Consider the following 12,674-nt stretch of genomic DNA (forward strand, 5'->3'; position numbering starts at 1 on the left):
AGCTGACGTGGTTTGAAGAGATTTTCGAAGAGTATTAAAATTTTATAATAAAGAATTCCCAAAATCAAAATCTTTTTGTCTCAGCCTCTTTTTACTATCCTAGGCAGTTTTGTCAGAACTCTTACTTCCTATGCTCCAAAAGTTGATTGATATGGTCTACTTTTTTTGATGCTCTTTTATAGGAAATAGTCCAAATGATGAGGTAGACAATCGCAAACTCAATAATGAGTTGGAGATAGAAAATCCAGTGGAAAGGGAACCAACCTGCCAGAGTTGCTAGTGGGATAAAGCCTACTAGCATGAGGAAGAAATGGGTCAGAGTTGCACGGAGCAAGCTCCAGTCACGGCTGAATAATCGCTTTCCAAAGTTGAAGAGAATACCGATGGCTGCCCAGATCAGTGTGCAGTAGAGCAAGACCAGGGCACCGTGAACCTGATGTTGAGCCATCACTTGTCCGATCAGAGACTCGGAACTTAGTGGAGCGTAGGTATTTGGTGCATAAATGAGTGAAAAGATGATAGAGAGGATGAGGCCGATGAGGACACCAGTAGCTGCGTCGTGGAAGACTTGTTTTTTCATAGTTCTAATTTCTCCTTGATGGTTTTTAGGTAACGGCGTGAAGAGTAGGTGAAGCTTTCGTTTTTTAGAAAGATTTCTACCAGGCCGTTGGGGGTGAGCTTGAGATGAGAGATGGAATCGATATTGATGATTTCAGATTGGGAAATTTGGATAAAAGTTGTTGGCAGAATTTCAAGGACCTGATAGAGTCGCAAATCAATGCTGTAGGTCTGACTCGCTGTTTCTGCTAGAACCTTCCGATTCTCGATATAGAAGCGTTGTATCTTACCAATCTCAACGAGATAGACCTGATTATCGATTTTCCCTTTGATTTTTTCTGTTAGATCCAGATTTTCTGCGAACTCGATGACTTTCTGGATTTTATCGGTTTCTTGAGGTGCTTGAACAATCAGCTTTTCCTCTTCGTAAGTCTCACTAATCTGTAGTTCTACTTTCATAAATTTCTCTCCTTGTTTTTCATACAAAATTGTGATCACTTCTTGTACACCTTTATTAAACACTATTTTACGACACCTGGCAAGGGCCTTTGTCTATGTGGAGGGATTTGGTTCCTATGTGGTGGAGCTTTTCTGTCCTGTCTGAAATATGGTATAATAGCACTATCAATTTCTAGGAAAATAGATACAGAAAGGGGCTGAAAGAACTAGGGGAACAGTTGTAATTAGAAGGTGATAGGTATGAAAAGTGGCGTTGAAGCTGGATAAGTTTATAAAGCGTTTGAATGAAGAAATGAAAAGTAAATAAGTTGATGATGAATTACAAAAATAGATTTTATCTACAATTTGTATCTTTCAAATCATTGATTTGAATTTTAGATTTAATCATGTTACAATTAAAAATGAAATCAAATAGAAGAGGAAGATGCAAACGTGGGCACACTATTAGCAACAAGATTAAAAAATAGACGGAAAGAATTAAAAATGTCTCAGCGAGAACTAGCTGAAGGTATCTGTAAACAGGGTCAAATCAGTCGATTAGAGAGCGGAGAGTTTACTCCTGGAGCAGATTTCCTGCATGCCCTTGCTAAGAAGTTAAAAGTCAGTATGGATTATTTTTTTGATGAGCAGGTTGTAGAGAAAGTTGAGGAGTTATCAGAATTTAAGAAATTAGCACAGACATTTATTACAAATCGCAATTATGAGTCTTTGAAATATATATATGAATTGGAGAATGTAAAAGCTCACCGCCTATCTTTAGCAGATAAAATCTACATGGAATGGATAAAATCTCTGATAGATTTTTATTTTTACGGACAGAAAGAAGATGCGATTGTACGATTAGAGGGGGTATTATCACAGTTAAGTGTATCTGATTTGAACTATCTCCAAGTTTCAAACACCCTATTCAATTTTTATTATGATATTGGAGATTTAGGTCGTTTCAATAAAATTCGTGAAAAACTAGAGTATCAAGTAAATCAACTCAATTTGAGTACAATCGAAGAGTTAGAACTATCTATTAAGTTTAACTACAACGTTTGTCGTTATCTATGGTTACAGAAAAATATTGAAGAAGCTATTACTAAAATTACAGCTACTATAAAACAATGTAAGGCTTACAGAACGAATTATCTTTTGGCTAATTTGTACTTATTGATGGGAAACGTAAGTGAAAATTTCTCTTCTAAAAGTTCAGTGAAAGAATATTTTGAGACAGCTCATTTCCTTTACAAATTAGAGGAAAACATGTCAATGGCTTTGAAAGTTGAGCATTACATTGCAGATATAACAGAATAATGAATACGGTGTTCAAGTGAGCATCGTTTTTTAAACTTATCTTAGATACAAAAAAGTATCAAATAAAAAAAAATAAAAAAATGTCATAAAAACACTTGACGAGCTAATTTTGAAGTGATAAAATAAATGAAAGAAAAAAAGGAGAGGCATATGAGAAGTTTGTTTAAGAAAATAGTTGCTGTATTAGTTATTGGCTTAATTCTGTTAGGAATTGCGAGAACACCTCAAGTTCATAAGATAGCTAGAGGGATTGATCCAGGTCCAGCGAATGGGAAAGCTCTCTAACTATTCAGACTAATCTATAACGACATTATGAGGTTTGATAAGATTTCTCCTCACCGGATAAAAATCTTAAATCTATTTATGGAAGGATAAACATGCTATGGAAAATACAGAGCTTACTTTAAAACAAGAAGATATTTCTATTGATGTTGACGACATTGATGTAGCTGCTATCTTGATGGGAAGAAATCAGCCAAGTCAGCGTGCATGTTAAAGTGCATTTTGTTGAGTCAGGGGTGATAATTATAATCGCTCCTGATTTTTATTAGGTTAATTAATTAAAGAAGTTATAAAAGAATCTCGAATGAAAAAATATTTTTATCAAAATCCCTTTTTAGTAGGTCAATTCTTAATAGTAAATATTATTGGAGCAATTTCTGTACTGAGCTTGGCTTTTGTGCTAGAAGGCATTATTGATTCTATTTCAAATGTTAATTCAAAAACATTCATCTTATATGTAGTGTTGTTGCTAGTCTACATAGTTTTTGATTCTGCAATGGACTACTGTGTTGAAGTTTCAAATCAGAAATTAATTCAAAAAATTTTACATGATATACGAAGTGATTTGACTGATAGTAACGGAAGAAAACCATTGATTGATGTTTATCGTAGTAATCCTGAAATGCATATTTCAACCTATACTAATGAATTAGAAGTCTTAGAAAAACAATATTTAGAGCAAATTATTAGTATAACTAATGATATTTTAGTTTTTATTTTTGCCTCAGTCATATCTTTGTTTATACAACCGTCATATACTATCATAATGGTCGTTTTGAGTTTACTTCCTCTTTTTTATCCTTTGTTAACTCAAAATTCTTTACAAAATGCAAGAGGTGTAAGTGTAAAATCAAAAGAAAATTATTTTAATGTGGTATCAGATTTTTACTCTGGTTTAAAGACAGTCAAACTATTTAATGCAGTGCACTCTTTCATTGATATAGTGAATTCAAAAAGTAAGCAGTTAGAACAAACTAATGTAGCTTATTACAAAAAGGCAAATTTAATAGGGGCAATATCTTATGCAATAACAATGCTTGTAAATCAGGGTGCTTGGGTAGTAGGAGGATTTTTTGTACTCAAGGGAAGACTTTCTCTAGGAGAATTTATCGGACTTCGTCAATTAGTGATGTATATTACATACCCAATTACAAACATGAAGCATAGCTATACTGATATATTGTCTTCAAAAAAATTGGTTAACGACCTAGTTGAAACTATACATCAAGTACCAGAGGATTCCACCAAGACAGAAAATGTAAAAATTAATACAATTGAACTTGTTGATTTCGGAATATTAGGTGAGAAACAAAATATATTACAAAATATAAATTTAACATTTAAGGTGGGTAAAAAGTATCTTATTGTTGGAAAAAGTGGTAGTGGGAAAAGTACACTTTTGAATGCATTAATAGGTTTGATACCAGATGGTTTTAATACTAATGGTAATATTTTAGTTAATGGACAGGATTTAACTAGCATTAAGTTAGATTACTCATCAGTTGCTTACGTGGAGCAGAAAACATTTATTTTTGATAAACCAGCTATTGATAATTTGACAATGTATAAAGACTATGATAAAAGTCTAATTCATCAAGTGCTACAAAAGGTAAGCTTAGAAAATATTAATTTAGAGGATCCCATCAAAAATAAGTTATCTGGAGGACAAGAGAGGAGACTAGATTTTGCTAGATCTCTGCTTGCGAATAAGGAAATTTTACTTTTGGATGAGGTTACATCGTCCCTAGATAAAGAAAATAGATTGCGTATTGAAAAATTAGTTGACTCATTGCAGGAAAAAATGATTATTTGTATTGCTCACGAACCATCAGATACTTTTATCTCAATGTTTGATGAAGTGATAACTCTTGAAGAAGGAATGCTTACTTAACGGTAAAATATCATAATCACACTAAATTGCTAGGAAAAATTTATGAAAAAAGAAATACTACCTCAATATATTTATAGACAAAAAACAGGTAATAATTGGGCTTTAAAGGAGTATTACTCGCTAAAATTTGATAACATAGACAGCTGCTATGAGTACCTTTGGAAAAACGTTTTACTTCAAGAAGCAATTTTACTTTGTAATCGCACTCTCTTTATGGAGCTATCAAATTTTTATAAAAAACCAGAGAAAAATAAGAGAAGATTATTACGAACTTTAGAAAATTATTTTATTAGATTTTGTACACGTCCCTCAACATTCTTCACGTTTGGATATGTAGGAGTAGGAGAATTTTCTCATGGTGCGATAGAAGAAAATCTGAAATGTGAATCAAAGAGTGTAGAAAAGATAACAGATATTTCTACAGAGTGGGCTTTTGATTTTTTAAAATTGATTTTGAGAGAACGAGATGTATTAAAAGAACTATTCGTATTTTTAAATCCCAATTTAATAGGGGTCGGAACAAAGCTGTTAAATCAGAAGCTGTATTTTTGCCAATCAGATATACAAAAAATTGTCTTGACGGATTTAAACATTGTTCTTTCAGACATTATCGAGACTTGTAAAACACCTTTAAAAATAAGTTCCCTAGTTAATTTGTTATTAGAGAAGGGATTTGAATTAAATACTATCTATGACTATATACAGCAATTGATAGATAGTGAGATATTATTTTTTGAATGTTTTGAGATATTAACCAGAGACAATAAAATAAATTTGATAGATGATTTTATTAATAGAATAGAATTAATACCTGCAAAATTCAAAAGGCAAATTGCTTGTATAAAATCAAAAATAGAATTATATAATAGTATTCCTCTAGGAGAGGGGAGTCGAATTCTGATGGATTTATATAGTATTATGGACGATATATGCAAGGTAAATACTCCGCTTAATATTTTATGTATTAGTCATCAGAGATTTCAGATGGATTATCAGATAAAGAATGAAATAGAAGAGTTTCTTAATATACTATTAACTATTAATTTAAAATATAAGCAAGAGCTCAGTCTGAAAGAATATACAAGAAAATTTTATAATTTGTATGGTAGTAACAATTTAGTGCCTTTAACGGAATTGCTTTCAGTTAAAGGGTTAGGTTCTCCTTCAAACTATTCAAACCCAATTTTGAGTACTTATTTGGGAGAAACTTTAAATATTAATGATGGAACAGATAAATTCCAACATGACTTAGTGAATCAGATTTTGAACACTACCAATGGTGAAGAGATAAAATTAGAGAATTTAATTGAACAAGGACGGGTAGTCAAGGATAGTTTTCCTACTGCTGAAGTAGTTTTTTCAATTTATGAAGTTGATAATAGGATTAAATTAAGATGGCATGGGAATCAATACTCAGATAATTTTTTTTCGATTTCTGGGAAATATGTGTCTTACTTTAAGGAAAATCTCAATATAAACAATATGCTAGAGATAGAGAGAAAATTTTATAACGAACTTCTAATTGGAGTTGATGAATTTTATAATAATTTAGTATTAAATGACATCAAGAGAGAGAATGCCTTAGATAACTTGATATTAGATTTTCCATTTTTTAAAAATATTGATATTTCAGATGTATATGTATATTTAGATAACAAGAATAATTTTCAAGTTTTTTCTAAGAAAATAGGTACTAATATGCGTGTTGTAAAAAGAAATAGAATTTCTCCAGATCTATTAAATAATCAAACCCGATTTTTATATAGTATTTTTTGCAACCAATTATCGTATTATGATTTCTATAAGGTTTTTTCAATTGAGTATTTACATTATCAAAATAGAATAGTCTATAAAGATATAATTGTATATCCTGAAACATGGAGGCTATCTAAAAATTCTAATTTTGATAAGTTTATAAAAAACTATAATGTTCCGAAATTTGTAAATTTAGTAGAGGGAGACATGGAGATACTGATAAATTTAGATAAAAAAGGAGATATAGAGAAGGTAAAACAAAAATTAAAGACAGATAAAGTAGTTTTAACAGAGTACTTAGGGGAGTTAAAAAGCTCTAATGAAATAATAGCATTTTCAAAAGATATAGATAATAGTACACAGTGTTTAGAAAAAAAATGTAGCTTGGAGGAAGTACATCTGGTATCTAAAGACTGGTTTAGTTTTCATTTGTATTGTAAAGAGGAATTGACATCGATTTGTGTAGAAGATATTTTAAAGAGGTTCTTAAATTTGATTGATGACGATATTCAATATAGTATAAATTTTGTTCAATATTACTACGATGAATATCATATTCGATTTAGAATTAAAATTTTGGGAACAAATGATACGGATAAAATTAAAGTCTTAATGTTAATGATAAAACTTTTTTCATCTAGTATAGACGACGGACTTCTAACACGGTATGAGATGCTACCGTATCGAATAGATTTTTCACTACTTGGTGGTTCAGATAGTGCTTGGAATATCGAGAAGATATTAACACTAGATTCTCTTTATGTTATTTCTAATTATTCCATTTTGAGAACACTTCCGATACAATATTATGTACTTATACTACAAAGTATTTTTGAATCATTTGGAATAGACACTGAGGAATTAATCAAACATTTTAAGGACATTGAAGTATCAAAAAATTACTCGTTATATAGAAATGTAAAAAAAGAAATTAAAAATATAGATTTAGATGTTTTTCCATTTAGTGAGGAACTTTTCAAAAAATGTAAATATCTAGTCGGACTATCAAATGAAATTGAGAGTAAACGAAAAGTTAATACATCTGAAAAAATAGAAATTGCTAAGAGATATATACATCTATTTTTAAATAAAATTTTTTTCAATAAATTTTATGAGGAGAAAATTTATCAACTGTTCTATCTATATTTAATGGATAAAAAATTTATCCAGAAGTCTAAAATGTAAGTTTGATTATAAATGATTAAGGAGGAGTAAATGTTTATAAATTTACCTTATAAAGGACGAACGAAAGTACCAGGATCCGAATGTGGATTTAATAATTTTATTAGAAATAATTATTTAGAGAGAAAGTATTATTTACAAAATAATTTTATAAATGCCTCTGATTACGAAAATAGTGACTTAATATCAGAATTGAAATCAAAAATATCTTCTCGGTATGGTGAAGAGGACATATTTATTTTTGGTGGCGATCATTGTACTACCAGTTTTGTTTTTGATAATATTATTGATACTGAGAAAAGTATCGGAATTATAATATTTGATGCTCATTTAGATAAAGGAGATATATCGGATGGATATTATAATTGGAATGTTCTTAGTTGGATAGAGGATAGTATTGAGAGTGGTATGATAATAGGAACTAGACACGATTATTATAAGATTCTTACCCCTAGAAAATATAAAGTTTATGATGATATCGCAGTATATGAAAATAAAGAAATTATTCTAGAAAATATAAGAGAATACTTTGAAAAATTTGATACTATTTACATTAGTCTTGATGTCGATGTGCTAAATGTATCGGACTTTCCAGGTGTTAGCTTTCCAATGCCTGGGGGGTTAAGTTTAGTAAATCTTGTATACTTTATCAGACAAATAAAAGAAATCAAAAGAATACACGGAAAAAATATAATTTGGGACTTGGTTGAATATAATCCTCTTGTAGAGTCTACAATTTCTAACATCACCTTACAGCGTATACTAACGGAAATTAATACAGATAATTATACCAAATATGATTGAAAGAATACTGAACAAAATTGAGCAGGATTTTCTGCAATTAGATTTTAAAGAACTATCGAATAATGAAAATTATCCAGAAATATTGTATAATATATTACTTTTTTTGTCTTGTTTATCAGATTCAGAATATATAGATTACATTGATGAACAGTTCTATGAATTTATTTTAAAAGAAATATATCTTAATAAATCAAGATTTAAGTTGTCATTTTATAATGGTATGACTGGTATTGTTTTCTTGTTAGAATATAGTAAGTTGAATAGCGAGTATTCTGATTTATTGAGTCAATATTTCAATAAAACTATAAGTGATACTATGTTGGTATTACTTCCTTTTTTTAAGGACTCAAAGAAAGAGTATGAATTTTTTGGAGGTTTGTTAGGAATTGTATATTATTATTTACAGAGAAAAACACCAATAAATCATAAGGAATCGTACATTTTAGAAGAAAGTTTAAATAAATTATTAGGGATTATAAAAAAAGAAATAGATATAGAAAGTTTTGATATTTCGCTTATACATGGAATGGTACCGTTTTTGAAAATATTTCGTAGTTATTTGGAAAAAGAAGAATCTAAAGAAATAAAGGAAATATATAATAAAATGATGGATTGTTACTTGAAGCTAGTTATAGACAAAGAAAAATTTGAGGAAATTTTTGGTAAAAAAATGGGATGGTGTAACAGTAGACTTTCTATACTTTTATTACTATATTCACTACCAGTTGAACAAGAGATAAGTAGCTACTTGTACAATGAATTATTAGAGATATTTGATAGCAGTGGAAGTTGGAAATATGATGATTCATATCTTTGCCATGGTTATGCTGGGATGAGTATCATGATGTGTGCATTCAATTATACAGGAAAAAATAGAATACTTGTAAGAGAGAAGCTTTATGAAGAATTACAAAATAAAAAAAATTTACTTGGTAATCTAAATGAATCACCAAATATCATTGAAAATTGCTTAGGAGTTATATTGGCTCTTATGAACGATTATTCTAATAAAGTGGAAATTCTTAACAAAATCATGCTAACACTATGAAAACTGAGGCAATCTCGGTTTTTTGTTTATCCCAAACATATAACTGTTTCTTTTATAGTCGTTTAGTTTAAGAAAGCGTTCTAAACATTCAAAAATATTTGGAACTTTCCTTAATAAATCCGTTACTTTCTTTTTCAAGATAGACCAAGCTTGCTCAATAGGATTCAAATCTGGGGAATAAGGTGGTAGAGGTAAGAAAAAGTGTCTATCTTGGATGCAGAGTTCATCCAAATTGTTCTTGGGATGAAAACTAGCATTGTCTATGACAATGACATGAGGTGTCTTCAAAGCAGGTAGGAGTTGCGTTTTGAACTACTTCACAAAGAAGTCGCTAGTCATACTTTCTTTGTAAATCACGGGAGCTATAAACTCTCCATCTACTTGTCCTGCAACAATTGAAGTCTGCTCAAAACGCCGTCCGCTAATCTTTTCATAGACTTTCTCCCTTTTAGGAGCCTAGCTTTCTAGTTTGCTCTTTGATTTTTATTGAGTATACCACTATTTTATTCCCCCTGGCAAGGGACTTTGTCTATGTGGAGGGATTTGGTTCCTATGTGGTGCTTGCTTTTCTGTCCTTTCTGAAATATGGTATAATAGCACTAATCAATTTCTAGGAAAATAGATACAGAAAGGGGCTGAAAGATGTCTCATATTATTGAATTGCCAGAGGTGCTGGCAAACCAGATTGCAGCTGGAGAGGTTATCGAGCGTCCAGCTAGCGTTGTTAAGGAGCTGGTAGAAAACGCCATTGACGCGGGTTCTAGTCAGATTATCATTGAGATTGAGGAATCAGGTCTCAAGAAGATTCAAATCACAGATAATGGTCATGGAATTGCCCACGATGAGGTGGAGTTAGCCCTGCGTCGTCATGCGACCAGTAAGATAAAAAATCAAGCAGACCTCTTTCGGATTCGGACGCTTGGTTTTCGTGGTGAAGCCCTTCCTTCTATAGCGTCTGTTAGTGTCTTAACTCTGTTGACTGCGGTGGATGGCGCAAGTCACGGGACCAAGCTCGTCGCACGTGGGGGAGAAGTAGAAGAAATCATCCCAGCTACCAGTCCAGTGGGAACCAAGGTTTGTGTGGAGGACCTCTTTTTCAATACGCCTGCCCGCCTTAAGTATATGAAGAGCCAGCAAGCGGAGCTGTCTCATATCATTGATATTGTCAACCGTCTGGGCTTGGCCCATCCTGAGATTTCTTTTAGTTTGATTAGTGATGGCAAGGAAATGACGCGGACAGCTGGGACTGGTCAACTGCGCCAAGCAATCGCAGGGATTTACGGTTTGGCGAGTGCTAAGAAGATGATTGAAATTGAGAACTCTGACTTAGATTTCGAGATTTCAGGCTTTGTTTCCCTGCCTGAGTTAACTCGGGCCAATCGCAACTATATCAGCCTTTTCATCAATGGCCGTTATATCAAGAACTTCCTGCTCAATCGTGCAATTCTAGACGGCTATGGCAGTAAGCTCATGGTGGGACGCTTTCCGTTGGCTGTTATTCATATCCATATTGACCCTTATCTAGCGGATGTCAATGTGCATCCAACCAAGCAAGAAGTGCGGATTTCCAAGGAAAAAGAATTGATGGCCTTGGTCTCAGAAGCTATTGCAAATAGTCTCAAGGAGCAAACTTTGATACCTGATGCCTTGGAAAATCTTGCCAAATCGACCGTCCGCAATCGTGAGAAGGTGGAGCAGACCATTCTCCCACTCAAAGAAAATACGCTCTACTATGAGAAAACTGAGCCGACAAGACCTAGTCAAGCTGAAGTAGCTGATTATCAGGTAGAATTGACTGATGAAGGACAGGATTTGACCCTGTTTGCCAAGGAAACCTTGGAGCATCTGACTAAGCCTAGCAAACTCCATTTTGCGGAGAGAAAGCCTGCTAATTATGACCAACTAGACCATCCAGAGCTAGATTTAGCCAGTCTGGATAAGGCCTATGATAAGCTGGAGCGAGAAGAATCTTCAAGCTTCCCAGAGTTGGAATTTTTCGGGCAAATGCATGGAACCTATCTCTTTGCCCAGGGGAGAGATGGGCTTTACATCATAGACCAGCATGCGGCTCAGGAACGGGTCAAGTACGAGGAGTACCGTGAAAGCATTGGCAATGTTGACCAGAGCCAGCAGCAACTCCTAGTGCCCTATATCTTTGAATTTCCTGCGGATGATGCCCTTCGTCTCAAGGAAAGAATGCCTCTTTTAGAGGAAGTTGGAGTCTTTCTAGCAGAGTACGGGGAAAATCAATTCATCCTACGTGAACATCCTATTTGGATGGCAGAAGAAGAGATTGAGTCAGGCATCTATGAAATGTGTGACATGCTCCTTTTGACCAAGGAAGTTTCTATCAAGAAATATCGAGCAGAGTTGGCTATTATGATGTCCTGCAAACGGTCTATCAAGGCCAACCATCGTATCGATGACCATTCGGCTAGACAGCTCCTCTATCAGCTTTCTCAATGTGACAATCCCTATAACTGTCCCCACGGACGTCCTGTTTTGGTGCATTTTACCAAGTCGGATATGGAAAAAATGTTCCGACGCATTCAGGAAAATCATACCAGTCTCCGTGAGTTGGGGAAATATTAAACTAAAAGGAAAACTATGTACGAATATTTAAAAGGAATCATTACCAAAATCACTGCCAAATACATTGTTCTTGAAACCAATGGTATTGGTTATATCTTGCATGTGGCCAATCCCTATGCCTACTCGGGACAGGTCAATCAAGAAGCTCAAATTTATGTGCATCAAGTTGTACGTGAGGACGCTCATCTGCTTTATGGATTTCGTTCAGAAGACGAGAAAAAGCTCTTTCTCAGTCTGATTTCGGTATCTGGAATTGGTCCTGTATCAGCTCTCGCTATTATCGCTGCCGATGACAATGCTGGCCTGGTTCAAGCCATCGAAACCAAGAATATCACCTACTTGACCAAGTTTCCTAAAATTGGTAAGAAAACAGCCCAGCAGATGGTGCTGGACTTGGAAGGCAAGGTAGTAGTTGCAGGAGATGACCTTCCTGCTAAGGTAGCAGTGCAAGCTAGCGCTGAAAACCAAGAATTGGAAGAAGCCATGGAAGCCATGTTGGCTCTGGGCTACAAGGCAACAGAGCTCAAGAAAATCAAGAAATTCTTTGAAGGAACGACAGATACAGCTGAGAACTATATCAAGTCTGCCCTCAAAATGTTGGTCAAATAGGAGCAGAGCATGACAAAACGTTGTTCGTGGGTCAAGATGACCAATCCGCTCTACATTGCCTATCATGATGAGGAATGGGGTCAGCCCCTCCATGATGACCAAGCATTGTTTGAGTTGTTGTGTATGGAAACCTATCAGGCTGTGCTGAGAGCTTTCTTCTATACTAATAGACGAAAGGGTGTGAAAATGATTTTT

At 33.6% G+C, this 12,674-nt stretch carries 11 protein-coding genes and 1 pseudogene; 9 read left to right on the forward strand and 3 right to left on the reverse strand.

Translation table 11 applies throughout. The features are described from left to right. Positions 1-121: 121 nt before the first annotated feature. Together RWO85_RS06455 and RWO85_RS06460 are read right to left on the reverse strand one after the other, a co-directional pair. Positions 122-580 (reverse strand): DUF3021 domain-containing protein, encoded by a 459-nt coding sequence (locus RWO85_RS06455; RefSeq protein WP_314414788.1) that lies wholly within the window; start codon positions 578-580, stop codon positions 122-124. Continuing rightward, positions 577-1,017 (reverse strand): LytTR family DNA-binding domain-containing protein, encoded by a 441-nt coding sequence (locus tag RWO85_RS06460; protein WP_314414790.1) that lies wholly within the window; start codon positions 1,015-1,017, stop codon positions 577-579. The genes RWO85_RS06455 and RWO85_RS06460 overlap by 4 nt, the downstream gene beginning before the upstream one ends. Positions 1,018-1,449: 432 nt before the next feature. Here RWO85_RS06460 and RWO85_RS06465 point away from each other — a divergent pair, with 432 nt between their 5' ends. The 6 genes from RWO85_RS06465 to RWO85_RS06490 all read left to right on the forward strand — a co-directional run bounded on the left by RWO85_RS06465 (position 1,450) and on the right by RWO85_RS06490 (position 9,278). Next, on the forward strand, positions 1,450-2,316 hold the full coding sequence (locus RWO85_RS06465) for a helix-turn-helix transcriptional regulator (RefSeq protein ID WP_314414792.1): 867 nt from the start codon (positions 1,450-1,452) through the stop codon (positions 2,314-2,316). 150 nt (positions 2,317-2,466) lie between these two features. Next, entirely contained in the window at positions 2,467-2,601 is a 135-nt protein-coding gene (locus RWO85_RS06470; RefSeq protein WP_314414794.1) for a hypothetical protein, read from the forward strand. A gap of 301 nt (positions 2,602-2,902) precedes the next feature. Further along, positions 2,903-4,489, forward strand: a complete 1,587-nt coding sequence (locus RWO85_RS06475; RefSeq protein WP_314414796.1) for an ABC transporter ATP-binding protein — start codon at positions 2,903-2,905, stop codon at positions 4,487-4,489. Between the two features lie 42 nt (positions 4,490-4,531). Further along, positions 4,532-7,429 carry a lantibiotic dehydratase gene (locus RWO85_RS06480; RefSeq protein ID WP_314414798.1) on the forward strand — a complete coding sequence of 966 codons (2,898 nt, stop codon included), beginning with the start codon at positions 4,532-4,534 and terminating at the stop codon, positions 7,427-7,429. 30 nt (positions 7,430-7,459) lie between these two features. Beyond that, on the forward strand, positions 7,460-8,230 hold the full coding sequence (locus RWO85_RS06485) for an arginase family protein (RefSeq protein WP_314414800.1): 771 nt from the start codon (positions 7,460-7,462) through the stop codon (positions 8,228-8,230). Beyond that, on the forward strand, positions 8,223-9,278 hold the full coding sequence (locus RWO85_RS06490) for a lanthionine synthetase LanC family protein (protein WP_314414802.1): 1,056 nt from the start codon (positions 8,223-8,225) through the stop codon (positions 9,276-9,278). The genes RWO85_RS06485 and RWO85_RS06490 overlap by 8 nt, the downstream gene beginning before the upstream one ends. A 66-nt stretch (positions 9,279-9,344) precedes the next feature. Here the strand turns inward: RWO85_RS06490 and RWO85_RS06495 are convergent. Next, a pseudogene (locus tag RWO85_RS06495) lies at positions 9,345-9,734 on the reverse strand (transposase); the annotation flags it as partial. Between the two features lie 186 nt (positions 9,735-9,920). Here RWO85_RS06495 and mutL point away from each other — a divergent pair. The 3 genes from mutL to RWO85_RS06510 all read left to right on the forward strand — a co-directional run. Next, on the forward strand, positions 9,921-11,870 hold the full coding sequence (gene mutL, locus RWO85_RS06500; protein WP_314414804.1) for a DNA mismatch repair endonuclease MutL: 1,950 nt from the start codon (positions 9,921-9,923) through the stop codon (positions 11,868-11,870). A 15-nt stretch (positions 11,871-11,885) separates the two neighbouring features. Continuing rightward, positions 11,886-12,479, forward strand: a complete 594-nt coding sequence (ruvA, locus tag RWO85_RS06505; RefSeq protein ID WP_000273417.1) for a Holliday junction branch migration protein RuvA — start codon at positions 11,886-11,888, stop codon at positions 12,477-12,479. 9 nt (positions 12,480-12,488) lie between these two features. Next, a partial coding sequence (locus RWO85_RS06510; RefSeq protein ID WP_314008165.1) for a DNA-3-methyladenine glycosylase I occupies positions 12,489-12,674 on the forward strand: 186 nt, incomplete at its 3' end.

This window comes from uncultured Streptococcus sp. (genome assembly GCF_963521865.1).
Classification (GTDB): domain Bacteria; phylum Bacillota; class Bacilli; order Lactobacillales; family Streptococcaceae; genus Streptococcus.

Excerpts from the sequence above, each read along its gene's own strand:
- RWO85_RS06485 (WP_314414800.1), top strand. The coding sequence starts at position 7,460 with ATGTTTATAAATTTACCTTATAAAGGACGAACGAAAGTACCAGGATCC.
- RWO85_RS06480 (WP_314414798.1), top strand. The coding sequence starts at position 4,532 with ATGAAAAAAGAAATACTACCTCAATATATTTATAGACAAAAAACAGGT.
- RWO85_RS06470 (WP_314414794.1), top strand. The coding sequence starts at position 2,467 with ATGAGAAGTTTGTTTAAGAAAATAGTTGCTGTATTAGTTATTGGCTTA.
- RWO85_RS06475 (WP_314414796.1), top strand. The coding sequence starts at position 2,903 with ATGAAAAAATATTTTTATCAAAATCCCTTTTTAGTAGGTCAATTCTTA.
- RWO85_RS06490 (WP_314414802.1), top strand. The coding sequence starts at position 8,223 with ATGATTGAAAGAATACTGAACAAAATTGAGCAGGATTTTCTGCAATTA.
- mutL (WP_314414804.1), top strand. The coding sequence starts at position 9,921 with ATGTCTCATATTATTGAATTGCCAGAGGTGCTGGCAAACCAGATTGCA.
- RWO85_RS06455 (WP_314414788.1), bottom strand. The coding sequence starts at position 580 with ATGAAAAAACAAGTCTTCCACGACGCAGCTACTGGTGTCCTCATCGGC.
- RWO85_RS06460 (WP_314414790.1), bottom strand. The coding sequence starts at position 1,017 with ATGAAAGTAGAACTACAGATTAGTGAGACTTACGAAGAGGAAAAGCTG.
- ruvA (WP_000273417.1), top strand. The coding sequence starts at position 11,886 with ATGTACGAATATTTAAAAGGAATCATTACCAAAATCACTGCCAAATAC.